At 71.5% G+C, this 15,069-nt stretch carries 14 protein-coding genes; 5 read left to right on the top strand and 9 right to left on the bottom strand.

The features are described 5' to 3' along the window. Positions 1-102 precede the first annotated feature (102 nt). Positions 103-624 (bottom strand): DUF2617 family protein, encoded by a 522-nt coding sequence (locus AC0693_RS22090; RefSeq protein WP_356406336.1) that lies wholly within the window; start codon positions 622-624, stop codon positions 103-105. 741 nt (positions 625-1,365) lie between these two features. On the opposite strand from AC0693_RS22090, the gene AC0693_RS22095 reads away from it, so the two are divergent. Both AC0693_RS22095 and AC0693_RS22100 read left to right on the top strand, forming a co-directional pair. Continuing rightward, complete coding sequence (locus AC0693_RS22095) at positions 1,366-2,565, top strand: pyridoxal phosphate-dependent aminotransferase (protein WP_478802643.1); 1,200 nt, start codon at positions 1,366-1,368, stop codon at positions 2,563-2,565. Positions 2,566-2,678: 113 nt separating this feature from the next. After that, entirely contained in the window at positions 2,679-3,836 is a 1,158-nt protein-coding gene (locus tag AC0693_RS22100) for a hypothetical protein (protein ID WP_478802644.1), read from the top strand. Positions 3,837-3,858: 22 nt separating this feature from the next. On the opposite strand, the gene AC0693_RS22105 is transcribed toward AC0693_RS22100, so the two are convergent. Both AC0693_RS22105 and clpB read right to left on the bottom strand, forming a co-directional pair. Continuing rightward, positions 3,859-4,413: a type III secretion system chaperone family protein gene (locus tag AC0693_RS22105; RefSeq protein WP_356406324.1), complete on the bottom strand. Its 555-nt coding sequence runs from the start codon at positions 4,411-4,413 to the stop codon at positions 3,859-3,861. Positions 4,414-4,599: 186 nt separating this feature from the next. Next, positions 4,600-7,185, bottom strand: a complete 2,586-nt coding sequence (gene clpB, locus AC0693_RS22110; RefSeq protein ID WP_469316094.1) for an ATP-dependent chaperone ClpB — start codon at positions 7,183-7,185, stop codon at positions 4,600-4,602. A gap of 103 nt (positions 7,186-7,288) precedes the next feature. Here clpB and AC0693_RS22115 point away from each other — a divergent pair, with 103 nt between their 5' ends. After that, the gene (locus tag AC0693_RS22115) at positions 7,289-7,693 is read left to right on the top strand and encodes a pyridoxamine 5'-phosphate oxidase family protein (RefSeq protein ID WP_469316093.1); all 405 of its coding nucleotides are present in this window, start codon (positions 7,289-7,291) and stop codon (positions 7,691-7,693) included. 262 nt (positions 7,694-7,955) lie between these two features. Here AC0693_RS22115 and AC0693_RS22120 read toward each other — a convergent pair whose 3' ends face one another. Further along, positions 7,956-8,270, bottom strand: a complete 315-nt coding sequence (locus tag AC0693_RS22120) for a (2Fe-2S)-binding protein (RefSeq protein ID WP_356406318.1) — start codon at positions 8,268-8,270, stop codon at positions 7,956-7,958. Further along, positions 8,267-8,545, bottom strand: a complete 279-nt coding sequence (locus AC0693_RS22125; protein ID WP_468469752.1) for a hypothetical protein — start codon at positions 8,543-8,545, stop codon at positions 8,267-8,269. The genes AC0693_RS22120 and AC0693_RS22125 overlap by 4 nt, the downstream gene beginning before the upstream one ends. A gap of 102 nt (positions 8,546-8,647) precedes the next feature. Between AC0693_RS22125 and AC0693_RS22130 the strand changes: the two genes are divergently transcribed. Further along, complete coding sequence (locus AC0693_RS22130) at positions 8,648-9,730, top strand: helix-turn-helix transcriptional regulator (RefSeq protein WP_356406315.1); 1,083 nt, start codon at positions 8,648-8,650, stop codon at positions 9,728-9,730. Positions 9,731-9,824: 94 nt separating this feature from the next. Here AC0693_RS22130 and AC0693_RS22135 read toward each other — a convergent pair whose 3' ends face one another. From AC0693_RS22135 to dnaK, 4 genes are read right to left on the bottom strand one after another with little or no spacing between them, the layout of a single operon-like run. Beyond that, the gene (locus AC0693_RS22135; protein WP_283454134.1) at positions 9,825-10,271 is read right to left on the bottom strand and encodes a heat shock protein transcriptional repressor HspR; all 447 of its coding nucleotides are present in this window, start codon (positions 10,269-10,271) and stop codon (positions 9,825-9,827) included. Between the two features lies 1 nt (position 10,272). After that, positions 10,273-11,460: a molecular chaperone DnaJ gene (gene dnaJ, locus AC0693_RS22140; RefSeq protein WP_469316092.1), complete on the bottom strand. Its 1,188-nt coding sequence runs from the start codon at positions 11,458-11,460 to the stop codon at positions 10,273-10,275. Positions 11,461-11,493: 33 nt separating this feature from the next. Further along, on the bottom strand, positions 11,494-12,171 hold the full coding sequence (gene grpE / locus AC0693_RS22145; protein ID WP_356416928.1) for a nucleotide exchange factor GrpE: 678 nt from the start codon (positions 12,169-12,171) through the stop codon (positions 11,494-11,496). Further along, on the bottom strand, positions 12,171-14,015 hold the full coding sequence (gene dnaK / locus AC0693_RS22150; RefSeq protein WP_356416926.1) for a molecular chaperone DnaK: 1,845 nt from the start codon (positions 14,013-14,015) through the stop codon (positions 12,171-12,173). Before dnaK ends, grpE begins: the two co-directional genes overlap by 1 nt. Positions 14,016-14,411: 396 nt before the next feature. Here dnaK and AC0693_RS22155 point away from each other — a divergent pair, with 396 nt between their 5' ends. After that, entirely contained in the window at positions 14,412-15,041 is a 630-nt protein-coding gene (locus tag AC0693_RS22155; protein WP_478802645.1) for a sugar transferase, read from the top strand. Positions 15,042-15,069: the final 28 nt, after the last annotated feature.

Here is a 15,069-nt window from a genome sequence, read left to right on the forward strand (position 1 = left end):
AGCACCGCGCGGGCGGTCGCGCGCCGGATCGCGCGCCACGCGGTCCGGGCCGCCGGTGCACCGGCCCGACCGGTACGCGCCCGCCCGACGCACGACACCGCCCTACAGCGCGGCGGCCGCCATCCGTACGCCCACCCGGGTCCGGGTCGCGACCAACTGCCCTTCCTGCGGGTACGCGTGCCAGGTCCGCCAGCGCACCTGCCCCTCGCACCGCTGCACGAGCAGCGCCGTGAAGGCGTGCGGACTGCCCGGAAAGGTTCCGGCGAGCCCGTTCGGGTGATCCGCGACGAGGGCGAGCAACTCCTGCGCGCGCCCCGCGAAAGAGCCCTCGGAGAGGGTCTCCACGCGGGCGGCGAACTCGTACTCCCAGTCACCCACCCGCTTGGCCACGCCGAGGGGCAGCGGGGTGCTGCTGCCGGGCATGCAGGCGACCGTCTCCGAGCAGAGCACCGCGCCTTCCTCCAACAACACCTGGTGGGAGGCGCCGAGCAGGCGCAGCTCCACCTTCGCGCCCTCCAGTTGGAGGTTCAGTACGGCCAAGGCGGGCAGCCGCTCCCGACCCAGGGCCCAGGCGAGGTCGGCGGCACGCGTGTCGGTATAGGTGGTCTGGAGGGTCGTGAGCATGAGTCGGCTCCGCAAACGCGCGAGGGGAGATGGGCCGGGTCCCGCCAGCGGTAGGCAACGGGTGGGGGATCACCGGCGGGTCCACAGGAAGTCCAGCGAGGTCCGAGGACTGGTCTACTCAACCGAGGGAATCATGAAAGGCACGGCATCCACAGCGTTTTTACCCAACTTGAAGGGGTTTACATCCCCCCGGGGGCTCCACAGTTCAGGTGTTCAACCAGCGGTCCCGCGCGGCGGTCCCACCACCGGCCCCAGCAGGGAATTACCGGGAAGGTGCCCGGCGGAAACCACGTCCGCCGGGCACCTTCCCTCCGCATATCCCATCCGCCTACTCCGGCCCGCCGGTCAGCTGCCCCCGCACCCGCCGCCCCCGCAGGAGGAGGACGATCCGCAGGAGCTGCTCGAACAGGACGACGACGAGGACGAGGAACAGGACGAGGACGATCCGCCGTCCGAGGACGCCCCGCCGTCACCCGCCCACCAGCTGCCGGAGCCGCAGGACGAGCCGGAAGAGCCGGAGGAGCCGGACCATCCCCGGGCCCCGCCCCGCACCAGCCACCAGAAGAACCCCACCAGCACTGCCGCGATACCAATGAAAAAGGCCAGGAACACGGTCCTCGCCCCCCTCCTGTACGCCTCGGTCCCCCGAGGAGCGGGATCCCCGCGTCCCGCGTGACGAGGGGATTCCCGCGGCCCGTTCCGGCCAAAGCACACTTGAGCAACTCCAGAGCTTGGCCAAGGATGACGCCCATGAGCGCACCCGCGGGCGGCAGCCGCCCCTTCCTGAACCGCCGTCTCGCCTCCTTCGGCACGACGATCTTCGCGGAGATGTCCGCGCTGGCCACGAGCACCGGATCGATCAACCTCGGGCAGGGCTTCCCCGACACCGACGGGCCCGCCGAGATCGCCGCGGCGGCCTCCCGCGCGGTGCTCTCCGGCCGCGGCAACCAGTACCCGCCCGGCCCCGGCGTCCCCGAGCTGCGCGCCGCCGTCGCCCGCCACCAGCGGCGCTTCTACGGCCTGTCCTACGACCCGGACACCGAGGTCCTGGTCACGGCGGGCGCCACGGAGGCCATCGCGGCCTCCCTGCTGGCCCTCCTCGAACCGGGCGACGAGGTCATCGCCCTCGAACCGTTCTACGACTCCTACGCCGCCTGCATCGCCATGGCCGGCGCCACCCGCGTCCCGGTCACCCTGCGCCCGCACGCCGGGGCCTTCGCCCTCGACCTCGACGAGCTGCGCGCCGCCGTCACCCCGCGCACCCGGCTGCTGCTCCTGAACACCCCGCACAACCCCACCGGGACCGTGCTCGGCGCCGAAGAACTGGCCGGGGTCGCCGCCCTCGCCGTGGAGCGCGACCTCCTGGTCGTCACCGACGAGGTCTACGAGCACCTGGTCTTCGAGGGCGCGCACATCCCGCTCGCCTCGCTGCCGGGGATGCGCGAGCGCACGGTGACGATCTCCTCCGCCGGCAAGACCTTCTCCTTCACCGGCTGGAAGGTCGGCTGGGTGACGGCGCCGCCCGAGCTGGTCGCGGCGGTCCGCTCGGCCAAGCAGTTCCTGACGTACGTCTCCTCGGGCCCCTTCCAGTACGCCATCGCCCAGGCCCTGGACCTGCCCGACGCCTACTACGAGGGCTTCCGCGCCGACATGGCCCGCAAGCGGGACATCCTCTCCACGGGCCTGAAGGCGGCCGGCTTCGAGGTGTACGCCCCTGCGGGGACCTACTTCATCACCACCGACATCGCCGCCCTCGGCGAGCGCGACGGCCTCGACTTCTGCCGCCGCCTGCCCGCCCTCTGCGGGGTCGTGGCCATCCCCAACCAGGTCTTCTACGACGACAAGGCCGCGGGCGCCACCCAGGTCCGCTTCGCCTTCTGCAAGCAGGACTCCGTCCTCCAGGAAGCCGCCACCCGGCTGGGCCGCCTCTCCCGGCTCTGAGGGCGCCGCCGGGCTGCCCGGAGGCCGCCCGGGCGCGCGGCCGGGCCGACTCGTAGGGTCTCCCCTGACGGCCTTCCATCAGCGGACGGACGCAGCACCGGAAGGCCGGGAACATGACCACGCGCACGGTGACGGCTGCGCCGCGGACCCGGGCGGCGGGGGCCCTGTCGGCCGGGGTGACCGCGCTGGCGGTGTTCGCCGCGGTGCGCGCCGCCGGGGTGCTCGTGATCGCGCTCGGCGCCTGGTGGGCGGGCAAGGACCCGCTCGCCGTGCTCGGGACCTCCTGGGACTCCGGCTGGTACGTCGCGATCACCGAGCACGGCTACGGGCGCAGCCTCGCCTGGCCGCACAGCGGCTCCGTGCAGAGCGATCTGGCGTTCTTCCCGCTCTACCCCTCCCTGATGCGGCTCACGACCCTCCTGCTGCCCGTGGGGGCCGCCGGGGCGGGGCTGCTGGTCGCCTGGGGGGCGGCCGCCGCGGCCGCGGTCGGGGTCTACCGGGTCGGCGAGCGGGTGGCCGGGGCGCGGACCGGGGTGCTGCTGGTGGCGCTGTGGGGGGTCCAGCCGCACGCGGTGGTGTTCACCACCGGGTACACGGAGTCGCTGCTGGCCGCGCTGGCCGCGTGGTCGCTGTACGCGCTGCTGCGGGAGCGGTGGCTGTGGGCGGCGGGGCTCGCGGTGCTGGCCGGGCTGACCCGGCCCACCGGCATCGCGGTGGCCGCGGCGGTGTCGGTGACCGCCCTGTACGCGCTGCTGGCGCGCGGGGGGCTGCGGCGGCCCGCGGTGTGGGCGGCCGGGCTGCTGGCCCCGGCGGGCTGGGCGGCGTACCTCCTGGCCGTGGGCGTCCGGCGGCGCGACCTGCTGGGCGGCTACTTCGCCGTGCAGGACTCCTGGGGCTCGCGCTTCGACTTCGGGGCCTCGGCGGTGCGCTCGGCCTCGCGGGTGCTCATGGGCCAGGGCTCGCCCAACTCCGCGATGACGCTCGTCGTCCTGGCGCTGGCGGTGGGCCTCGGCGTGCTGCTCGCCCTGGACCGGGCACCGCTGCCGCTGCTCGTGTACACCGCCGTGCTGCTGGTGATAACCCTCGGCGGCGCGGGGTTCTTCGACTCCAAGCCGCGCTTCCTGCTGCCGGCCTTCCCGCTGCTGCTGCCGCTCGCGGCCGCCATGGCGAGAGCCCGGCCGCGGACTGCGGTCGTGGTGACCGGGGTCCTGGCCGGGCTCTCGTGCGGCTACGGGGCCTATCTGATGCTCGTGTCCCACGTACCGCTGTAGGGCTCGTCCGTGCGCGCGGGACTCAGTTCCCCGAGTCGTCGCCCTCGGCGTCGCCCTTCTCGTCGGCGGAATCCGCCGAGTCGACGTCCTTCTCCAGGCCGAACTGCTCCAGGAGCCACTTGTCGAACTCGATGGAGGCGCGGACCCAGCTGACCGTGGAGGACACGAAGTGCTCCAGGGAGACGCCGGTGCCGATCAGCATCTGCGCCTCACCGATCAGACGGACCGAGCCGTCGTCGTGGGTGTGACTGTAGACCTTGGGCCACAGGGTGCGGCGGTTCCAGTCGTCGATGGCCTCGAGGAGCTGGTGCTTGTCCTCGATGGCGTGCGGACGGTCGTAGAACGTCCGCACCGAGAAGACCTGCTGCTCGTCTTCGCCCCGGAACATGAAGTACGTGCGGAAGTCCTCCCACGGCGCCGCGAGGTCACCCTCGTCGTCGACGACGTACTTCAGCTCCATCTGCTCCAGGAGCTGCTTGACCAGATCCTGGTCGGGGACGACGGGTCCCGCCGATCCTGTGGCCTGCGGTTCGGGCTGACCCCCGAAGTTCGGAATCGAGGCCGGGTCGATGCTCACCGTGTACTTCCCTTCGTGCGGATACCTTCATCCTCCCCCATCGCGCCCACCCCGTGTCCACCCCCGGACGCGCGATCCGCTCCGGGCGGACAGGCATAAGAGCTGGTTAAGGGCGTGTATGGCCCGACGTGTGCGGGCGCCGTCCGTCCGGACGGCGCCCGCGGGCGTCCTGCGGCGCCGCGGCGGCTACAGCGCCTTGCCGACCAGCAGGCCCTCGCCCGCCACGTCCACGCGGACGGTGTCGCCGTCCTTGACCTCGCCCGCCAGGATCTCGCGGGCCAGCCGGTCCCCGACCGCGGTCTGGATCAGCCGGCGCAGCGGCCGGGCCCCGTAGGCCGGGTCGTTGCCCTTGTCCGCGAGCCAGGCCAGCGCCGCCGGCGTGACGTCGAGGGTCAGGCGGCGCTCCGCGAGACGGGCCGCCAGGCGGCCGATCTGGAGTTCGGCGATGTGCGCCAGCTCGTCCCGGTCCAGGGCGGAGAAGACCACCAGGTCGTCCAGGCGGTTGATGAACTCGGGCTTGAAGCTCGCCCGCACCACCTCCAGGACCTGCGCCTTCTTCACCTCCGGCGAGGTCAGCGGGTCCATCAGGTGCTGGCTGCCCAGGTTCGAGGTGAGCACCAGGATGGTGTTGCGGAAGTCCACCGTCCGGCCCTGGCCGTCCGTGAGCCGCCCGTCGTCGAGGACCTGGAGCAGCACGTCGAAGACCTCCGGGTGCGCCTTCTCCACCTCGTCGAGGAGCACGACGGAGTACGGGCGCCTGCGCACCGCCTCGGTGAGCTGGCCGCCCTCCTCGTAGCCGACGTAGCCGGGCGGGGCGCCGACCAGGCGGGCCACGCTGTGCTTCTCGCCGTACTCCGACATGTCGATGCGGATCATGGCCCGCTCGTCGTCGAAGAGGAAGTCCGCGAGGGCCTTGGCCAGCTCGGTCTTGCCGACGCCGGTCGGTCCCAGGAAGAGGAACGAGCCCGTCGGGCGGTCCGGGTCGGCGATCCCTGCGCGGGTGCGGCGCACGGCGTCCGAGACGGCCTGGACGGCCTCCTTCTGGCCGATGAGGCGCCGTCCCAGCTCCTCCTCCATCCGCAGCAGCTTCTGCGTCTCGCCCTCCAGCAGCCGCCCGGCCGGGATCCCGGTCCAGGCGCCCACCACGTCCGCGATGTCGTCGGGGCCGACCTCGTCCTTGACCATCGTGTCGCGGGAGACCTCCGCCTCGGCCTCGGTGGCCTCCGCCAGCTCCCGCTCCAGCGCCGGGATCTCCCCGTACAGCAGCTGGGAGGCGGCGTCGAAGTCGCCGTCGCGCTGGGCGCGCTCGGCCTGCCCGCGCAGGTCGTCGAGGCGTTCCTTCAGCTCGCCGACCCGGTTCAGGGACTGCTTCTCCTTCTCCCAGCGGGCGTTCAGGCCGCGCAGCTCCTCCTCCTTGTCGGCGAGGTCCTTGCGCAGCCGCTCCAGGCGCTCGATCGAGGCCGGGTCGGACTCGTTCTTCAGCGCCAGCTCCTCCATCCGCAGCCGGTCCACCGAGCGCTGGAGCTCGTCGATCTCGACGGGCGAGGAGTCGATCTCCATGCGCAGCCGGGAGGCGGCCTCGTCGACCAGGTCGATCGCCTTGTCGGGCAGGAAGCGGGAGGTGATGTACCGGTCGGAGAGGGTCGCGGCGGCGACCAGCGCGCTGTCGTTGATGACCACCTTGTGGTGGGCCTCGTAGCGGCCCTTGAGCCCGCGCAGGATCGCGATGGTGTCCTCGACGCTGGGCTCGGCGACCAGCACCTGCTGGAAGCGGCGCTCCAGCGCCGGGTCCTTCTCGATCCGCTCGCGGTACTCGTCGAGGGTGGTCGCGCCGACCATGCGCAGCTCGCCGCGCGCGAGCATCGGCTTGAGCATGTTGCCCGCGTCCATGGCGGAGTCGCCGCCGGCGCCCGCTCCGACGACGGTGTGCAGTTCGTCGATGAAGGTGATGATCTGGCCGTCGCTGGCCTTGATCTCCGACAGGACGGTCTTGAGCCGCTCCTCGAACTCGCCGCGGTACTTCGCACCGGCCACCATCGCGCCGAGGTCCAGGGAGACGAGCCGCTTGTTCTTGAGGGACTCCGGGACGTCGCCCTTCACGATGCGCTGCGCCAGGCCCTCGACGACGGCAGTCTTGCCGACGCCGGGCTCGCCGATGAGCACCGGGTTGTTCTTCGTGCGGCGCGAGAGGACCTGGACGACGCGCCGGATCTCGTGGTCGCGGCCGATCACGGGGTCGAGCTTGCCCTCGCGGGCGGCCGCCGTGAAGTCGGTGCCGAACTTCTCCAGGGCCTTGTACTGGCCCTCGGGGTCGGGGGAGGTCACCCGCCGCCCTCCTCTTGAGGTCTCGAATGCGGACAGCAGCTTCTTCGCGGTGGCGCCCTGCGCGGACAGCACCTCGCCCGCCGGACCGCCCTTGGCGGCGATGGCGATGAGGAGGTGCTCGGTGGAGAGGTACTCGTCGCCGAGCCGCCCGGCCTCGCGGTCGGCCTCGGCGAGTACGGCGAGCAGGTCGCGGCTGGGCTGCGGCGGTGCGACCGTGGACCCGGTGACGCTGGGCAGCGCGGCCAGCAGGCGCTCGGCGCCGGCCCGTACGACGGCCTGGTCGGCCTCGGTGGCGGCGAGCAGGTCGGTGACGTTCTCGTTGTCCTCGCCCGTGAGCAGGGCCAGCAGCAGGTGGGCGGGGGTCAGGTCGGCGTGGCCGCCCCGGACCGCCCTGCTGGTGGCGGCGTTCAGGGCGGCGCGGCTCTTGTTGGTCAGCTCGGCGTCCACGTACGGCTCCTCTCCGTTCCTTCTTCCGTTCCTTCTCTGCCAAGGGAAGCGTGCACAAAGTTGAGTCTATTCCACTCAAGGGCAAGCTCGTACGCTTCGGCGCATGTCCCATGACGCACTCAACCCGACGGCCGAGTACCTCGCCTTCTGGCAGGAACGGCACGTCTGCACGCTGACCACCCCGCGCCCCGACGGGACGCCGCACGTCGTGCCCGTGGGCGTGACGTACGACCCGGAGGCCGGGGTGGCGCGGGTGATCAGCAACAAGCACAGCAAGAAGATCCGCAACGTCCTGGCGGCGGGGCCCGAGGGGGCCCGGGTCGCGGTGTGCCAGATGGCGGGGCGCCGCTGGGCGACGCTGGAGGGGCGCGCGCGGATCCTCGACGACCCGGCGTCGGTGGCCGAGGCGGTGGAGCGCTACGCGCAGCGGTACGGACGCGTCCCGTCGCCCAATCCGGACCGGGTCGTCCTGGAGATCACTCTGGAGCGCGCGATGGGCCGCGCCTGAGGGGCCGAGCAGGGGTGTGCCCCTCGGGGCGGCGCGGACGGCGGGCTCGGGGTGCGGCGCGGGGCGCGTCGCGGGCGGTGCGGGTGTGCGGGTGGTGCGGCGCAGGGGTGCGGCGCCGCGGATTCATTCGGGCCAATTCCGGAACGTTCCCGGTGCGAGCACTGGACGGGAGGAGCACAGCGGCGCCATCGTGTTCAGGTTCACGACGGCGCCGCTGTGTGGGGGAAGCGCCTGAGCGATCTGTGACGACGGGGGAATCGCTTCAGGCACTGCGGGGGGTGGCGGTGGTGGCATCGGGTTCGAAAAGCTGGTGGTCGCGCTGATCAAGGTTGACGAAGACCATCCCGTACCGCACCTCGCAGCGGACGGGCTGCGGCGCGCCCCGGGGACGGCGCAGGCAGCGGTAGGCACGGACGTCCTCGTCCTCCTCGCGCACGACGACGATCGGCTGGCCGAACAAGGTGACCATCAACGAATCGCCGGTGTGGGGGATGGCCGTGACGAGGTCGATGAACTGCCATCCGGATCGGTACGCCGATGCCATTTCGCGACGGAAGTCGCGGTCGTCGGGGGTCATGACGACACCGCCTCGGGGTGGGAGGTCCACCCGGTGTCTCCCCCGGTGCCCTGCGGAGAATCGGTCCAGCCCGTGTCGTCCTTCAGATCGTTCTTCAGAACCGGCCCGTTGGTCCAGCCGGTGTCGAACGATGTTCCTGCCGGCGCACTGGTCCAGCCGGTGTCATGGCTGGCCCTAGCGCTCCCCGCGTCTGTGTCGACGGCGCTGATTGCACCAAAAACCGCAACGGCGGAGAAAACAACGGCAAGCGCCGAGCGAAGCATTCTTTTGTACATGGTCGGCTTCGTCCTCACTTGATGGAATCCTCTCCCCCGCGTGTCCGACGATGGCTCATTCAGGCACGTCACTGCCACAGGGACGATGCATCATGTTCTTGCATGTTCAGGACCCTGGGGGGTGGAGATTTGCCCAGAAGTGGCACAAACGAGACACATCCCCACCCCGTCACGTCTCTGTGTGACGAGGGAGCGCGGCTCTACGCGGCGGCGCTCAGTACGGGCCGTATCGCAAGGGGAGAAGTTGAAAATGCCCCCTGCCTGCTTGAATTCGCTCTTCTGCAGCCCGATCCGGACGACGCGAACCAGCTGCGTCCGGTTCCTCCGTCCGTCGCATTGGCCCAACGGCTGCATCCGATTGAACGTGAGATCCAGGACCGCCGACGCAGCGCTGTAGATCTCACCGACGCTTTCGAGCCGTTCCTCGCCATCAGTGCCCAGAGCCCCGCCAACACCCACGCCATCACGGTGCTGGAGGGCTTCGAGCGGATCAACGCCGCCCTGAACCTGGCGACCGCCGAGTGCCACACCGAGGTGCTGACGGTCCAGCCGGGCGGCGCCCGGCCCTCGCTCGCCCTGACCCAGGCACTGGAGCGGGACGCCCCGCTGATCGACCGAGGGGTCAGCATACGGACCCTCTACCAGCACACCGCGCGGCACAGCCAGGGCACGCTGGCCTACGTCGACCGGATCTCCGCGGGCAAGGTGGAGATCCGTACGCTGGAAGAACTGATAGAGCGCCTCATCATCTTCGACCGCACCGTCGCCTTCATCCCCGCCAGCGACGACCGGCGGGTGGCGCTGGAGCTGCGGCACCCGGGCCTGGTCGAGTACCTCATCAAGGTCTTCGAGCAGCTCTGGCGGCGCGCTGTGCCCCTGCGCCAGGAAGTGACGTACCGGCACACCCCCGAGGGGATTTCCGGCGTCCAGCGCTCCATCGCGCAGCTCCTGGTCGAGGGGTACGTCGACGAGGCCATCGCCCGGCGGCTGGGAATGAACGTACGGACGGCACGCGCCCACATCGCGAAGCTGGCCACCGTCCTCGGCAGCGGGAGCCGCGCGCAGCTCGGCTACCTCATCGCCCAGTCGGGGATCCTGGACGGCCCGGGCAGCCTGCCGGGCGGCGGCGGCCTGACCGCCGAGCACGATCCGGACCCGGGCCTGGGCACCGGCCGCCTCGTGTGACGGCGCCGGCCGCCCCGCCCCCGTGTGCGCACGAAGGCCCCGCCCCCGGTGGGGGCGGGGCCTTCACCGCGTGCGGGCCGCCGGCGGCCGCCGGTCAGTCCAGCGGCCGCTTGGGGCGCCAGACCACCAGGGCGTTGCCCGGCTGCGGCGGCTGGTAGGGGACCAGGTCGCGCCGGTACGAGGCGTGCACCTGGGCCTCGCGCTGGCGCAGCACGGCCGCCGCCCCGTCCACGGCCGTGGACAGTTCGGCGACGCGCTGCTGGAGCGCGGCCACCTGGTTCTCCAGCTCGATGATCCGCTTGATGCCCGCCAGGTTGATGCCCTCGTCCTGGGACAGCGCCTGCACCGTGCGGAGCAGCTCGATGTCCCGGGCCGAATAGCGGCGGCCGCGCCCGGCCGTCCGGTCCGGGGAGACCAGGCCGAGGCGGTCGTACTGGCGCAGGGTCTGCGGATGCAGGCCCGAGAGCTGGGCGGCCACCGAGATGACGTAGACCGGGGTCTCGTCGGTCAGCTGATAGGGATTGCGTCGGCGGCCGTCCATGTCATGCTCCCTTCGCGGACTCGAACAGGGTGGAGCGCGGGTCCTCCGCGGCCGTGGCGTCGCGGAACGACTCCAGCGCCTCGCGGGCCTTGTCCGACAGCTCCGTCGGGACGGCCACTTCGACCGTCACCAGCAGGTCGCCGCGGGTGCCGTCCTTGCGGACCGCACCCTTGCCCCGGGCGCGCATCGTACGCCCGTTGGGGGTGCCCGGCGGCAGCTTCAGCGTCACCGCGGGGCCGTTCAGGGTCGGCACCTTGATGTCCGCGCCCAGCGTCGCCTCGGCGAAGCCGACCGGGACGGTGACCGTGAGGTTGTCGTCCTTGCGCCCGAACACCGGGTGGCTGCCGACGTGCACGACGACGTACAGGTCGCCGGCCGGACCGCCGCGCTCTCCCGGAGCTCCCTTGCCGCGCAGCCGGATCCGCTGGCCGTCGGAGACGCCCGCCGGGATCCGGACCTGCATGGTGCGCGAGGAACGGGCCCGTCCGCTGCCCTTGCAGATGTCGCAGGGGGTCTCGGCGATCAGGCCGCGGCCCTTGCAGTCCGCGCACGGATCGGTCAGCGAGAATCCGCCGCCGCTGCCGCGCGAGACCTGCCCGGTGCCGACGCAGGTCGGGCACACCCGGGGGGTGCCGTTCTTGTCACCGGTGCCCGAGCACGCCTTGCAGGGTGCCTGCGAGGACATCCGCAGCGGCACCGTGGCCCCGTCCACCGCCTCCGTGAAGGAGAGGGTGACCTCGGACTCGACGTCCTGGCCGCGGCGCGGCTGGGTGCGGGCGCCCGTACCGGCGCCCGCGCCACCGCGGTTGAACAGGCCGCCGAAGACGTCGCCCAGGCCGCCGCCGAAGCCGCCGGCGCCCGCTCCACCGCCCTGGGCGCCTCCGAAGAGGTCGCCCAGGTCGAAGTTGGAGAAGCCGCCGCCACCGCCGGGACCGGGGCGGAAGCCACCGTTCCCGAACAGCGCGCGGGCCTCGTCGTACTCCTTGCGCTTCTTGGCGTCCCCGAGGACGTCGTGCGCCTCGGAGATCTCCTTGAAGCGCTCCTCGGCCGAGGAATCACCCTTGTTGGCGTCCGGGTGGAACTCGCGGGCGAGCTTCCGGTACGCCTTCTTGACCTCGGCCTCGGTCGCGTCCTTCGGGACACCGAGGACCTTGTAGTAGTCCTTCTCGACGAAGTCCTTAGTGCTCATCCCCGGTGGCCCTCCTCTCGTGTGGTGCTGACATCAGCCCTTGTCGGGCCCGTCCGTATCCGTACCCGGCTCGGCCGCGTCCTCGGACTTGGCGGGAGCGGCCGCGCCCGGCTGGGGCTCGGCCACCGCGACGCGCGCGGGGCGGATCGTACGCTCGCCGATCCGGTACCCCGGCTGCAGGATCGCCACGCAGGTGTCCTCGGTGACGTCCGGCGCGTACGAGTGCATCAGGGCCTCGTGGATCGTCGGGTCGAAGGGCTCGCCCTCCTTGCCGAACTGCTGGAGGCCCATCTTGGCGGCGGCCGTCTCCAGCGATTCGGCCACCGACTTGAAGCCGCCGAGCAGTTCGCCGTGCTCCCGCGCCCGGCCGATGTCGTCCAGCGTCGGGAGCAGTTCGGTCAGGAGGGACGCGACCGCGATCTCCTTGACCGCGATCCGGTCCCGCTCGACCCGGCGGCGGTAGTTCTGGTACTCGGCCTGGAGCCGCTGGAGGTCCGCGGTGCGCTCGCCGAGCGCGGTGCGGGCCTGGTCCAGCTGCGCCAGGAGGGCCGTTTCCTTGCCGAGCGACTCGGCAGCTCCGGCGTCCCCGGCCGGGGCCGCCTCCTCCTTCTCGGAGGAGGCGGCGGCCTTCGGCTCGGCCGCGGCGTCATCCGCCTCGTCACCGGTGGGGACTACGGGCTCCTCCTCGAAACCCGGGGTCTCCTCCGACATCAGGCAGCGCCGCCCTTCGGCTTCTCGTCGTCGACGATCTCGGCGTCGACGACATCGTCATCGGCCTTGGCCTGCTGGGCACCCTCGGCGCCCGCGGCACCCTGGGCGGCCTGCGCGTCGGCGTAGATCGCCTGGCCGAGCTTCTGGCTGACGGCGCCGAGCTTCTCGGTCGCGGTGCGGATCTCGGCGGTGTCCTCGCCCTTGAGCTTTTCCTTCAGCTCGGCGACGGACGCCTCGACCTCGGCCTTGACGTCAGCCGGGACCTTGTCCTCGTTGTCCTTGACGAACTTCTCCGTCTGGTAGACGAGCTGCTCGCCCTGGTTGCGGGACTCGGCCGCTTCCTTGCGGCGCAGGTCCTCGTCCGCGTACTGCTCCGCCTCCTGGCGCATGCGGTCGACCTCGTCCTTGCCGAGCGAAGAGCCGCCGGTGACGGTCATCTTCTGCTCCTTGCCCGTGCCGAGGTCCTTGGCCGTGACGTGCATGATGCCGTTCGCGTCGATGTCGAAGGAGACCTCGATCTGCGGGACACCGCGCGGGGCCGGCGGCAGGCCGGTCAGCTCGAACATGCCGAGCTTCTTGTTGTACGCCGCGATCTCGCGCTCGCCCTGGTAGACCTGGATCTGCACGGACGGCTGGTTGTCCTCGGCCGTCGTGAAGATCTCGGACCGCTTGGTCGGGATCGTGGTGTTGCGCTCGATGAGCTTGGTCATGATGCCGCCCTTGGTTTCGATACCGAGGGACAGCGGGGTCACGTCGAGGAGCAGGACGTCCTTGACCTCACCCTTGAGGACGCCGGCCTGGAGGGTCGCGCCGATGGCGACGACCTCGTCCGGGTTGACGCCCTTGTTGGCGTCCTGGCCGCCGGTCAGTTCCTTGACCAGTTCGGCGACGGCGGGCATGCGGGTCGAACCGCCGACGAGGACGACGTGGTCGATCTCGGACAGGTTGATGCCCGCGTCCTTGATGACGTTGTGGAACGGCGTCTTGCAGCGGTCCAGGAGGTCCGCGGTCAGCTGCTGGAACTGGGAGCGCGTGAGCTTCTCGTCCAGGTGCAGCGGGCCCTCGGCGGACGCCGTGATGTAGGGCAGGTTGATCGAGGTCTCCGTAGAGGAGGACAGCTCGATCTTCGCCTTCTCGGCGGCCTCGCGCAGACGCTGCAGGGCCATCTTGTCCTTGGCGAGGTCGACGCCGTGGCCGTTCTGGAACTGCTTCACGAGGTACTCGACGACGCGCTGGTCCCAGTCGTCACCACCGAGGTGGTTGTCACCGTTGGTGGCCTTGACCTCGACGACGCCGTCACCGATCTCCAGGAGCGACACGTCGAAGGTGCCGCCACCGAGGTCGAAGACGAGAATGGTCTGGTCGTCCTTGTCGAGACCGTAGGCCAGGGCGGCGGCGGTCGGCTCGTTGACGATGCGCAGGACGTTCAGACCCGCGATCTCACCGGCCTCCTTCGTCGCCTGACGCTCGGAGTCGTTGAAGTAGGCCGGGACGGTGATGACCGCGTCCGTGACCTTCTCACCCAGGTAGGCCTCGGCGTCGCGCTTCAGCTTCTGCAGGATGAAGGCGCTCATCTGCTGCGGGTTGAAGTCCTTGCCGTCCAGGTTGATCTTCCAGTCGGTGCCCATGTGGCGCTTGACCGACCGGATGGTCCTGTCGACGTTGGTGACCGCCTGGCGCTTGGCCACCTCGCCGACGAGGACCTCGCCGTTCTTGGCGAAGGCGACGACGGACGGCGTGGTCCTGGCGCCCTCGGCGTTGGTGATGACGGTGGGCTCGCCGCCTTCAAGAACGCTGACGACCGAGTTGGTGGTGCCCAGGTCGATGCCGACCGCACGTGCCATTTTGATTCCTCCAGCAACACTGACTTGAGTGGAACAGGCTCAAGGATGCCGCATCCTCCGCGACGCGTCAACAGACCTGAGCCGGACGGGCTCAACTTTTAGGCCGTCCTTACGCTCACAAGGTCTCTGGCCTGGGGTTACGGCACGGAGTACGGGGGTGCGCTCAATCGCCGCGCAGGCTGGAGGTGCCGCCCATGCGCCTGCGTGAGCCGAATCCAGCCCCGCCGGCGTTTGAGGCGCGGGGGTCCAGGGGCGGAGCCCCGGGCGGTTCCAGCCCCGCCGGCGTTTGAGGCGCGGGGTGGGGGGCGGAGCCCCGGCAGGGCCAGGCGGGCGATCGCCCGCGGCCCCGCAGCGCGCCCCCCACCCCCCGCCGGAGGCGTACGGCACGGTGCACCCATGCCGCTGCTGCCGCCCCTCCCCCTCCCCGCGCGCCCCGCGCTCCGGCTCCCCGCCCCGCCCCCGGCGAAGCGCGTCGCCGACCTCCTGGGCGCGGCCGTCCTGCTGGCCCTCCTGGCCGTACCGCTGGCCGCGGTGGCCGCCGCGCTGTACGCCGCCCCCCGCGCGGGCGTCTTCGTACGGGAGACCCGCGCCGGCCTCGGCGGCCACCCCTTCCGCACCTGGCGCTTCCGCACGGACGGCCCCCGGCTCGGCGCCGCCCTGGACCGGTACGCCCTGGACGGCCTCCCGCAGCTGCTGAACGTGCTCCGCGGCGAGATGTCCCTGGTCGGCCCCCGCCCCCTGGCCCGCGCGGACCACCCCGAGCGGCTGCTCGTACGCCCCGGGATGACGGGCCTGTGGCAGGTGAGCGCGCGCTCCGACCTGCCCTGGGAGGAGATGGACCTGCTGGACCGCCACTACGTGGAGAACCACTGGCTCGGCATGGACCTGGCGATCCTGGCGCAGACCCCGCGCGCCCTGCTGCGCGCGGCCGCCCCGCAGCGCCCCGCACGGGGGCCCGTACCCGACCGCACGCAAGACCCCGCGCAGGACCCCGCACGAGACCCCACGCCGCAAAGGGTGGCCTGAGCGACACAGATCACCGCGCGCTCGGCTA

The organism is Streptomyces sp. NPDC043876, assembly GCF_056435825.1.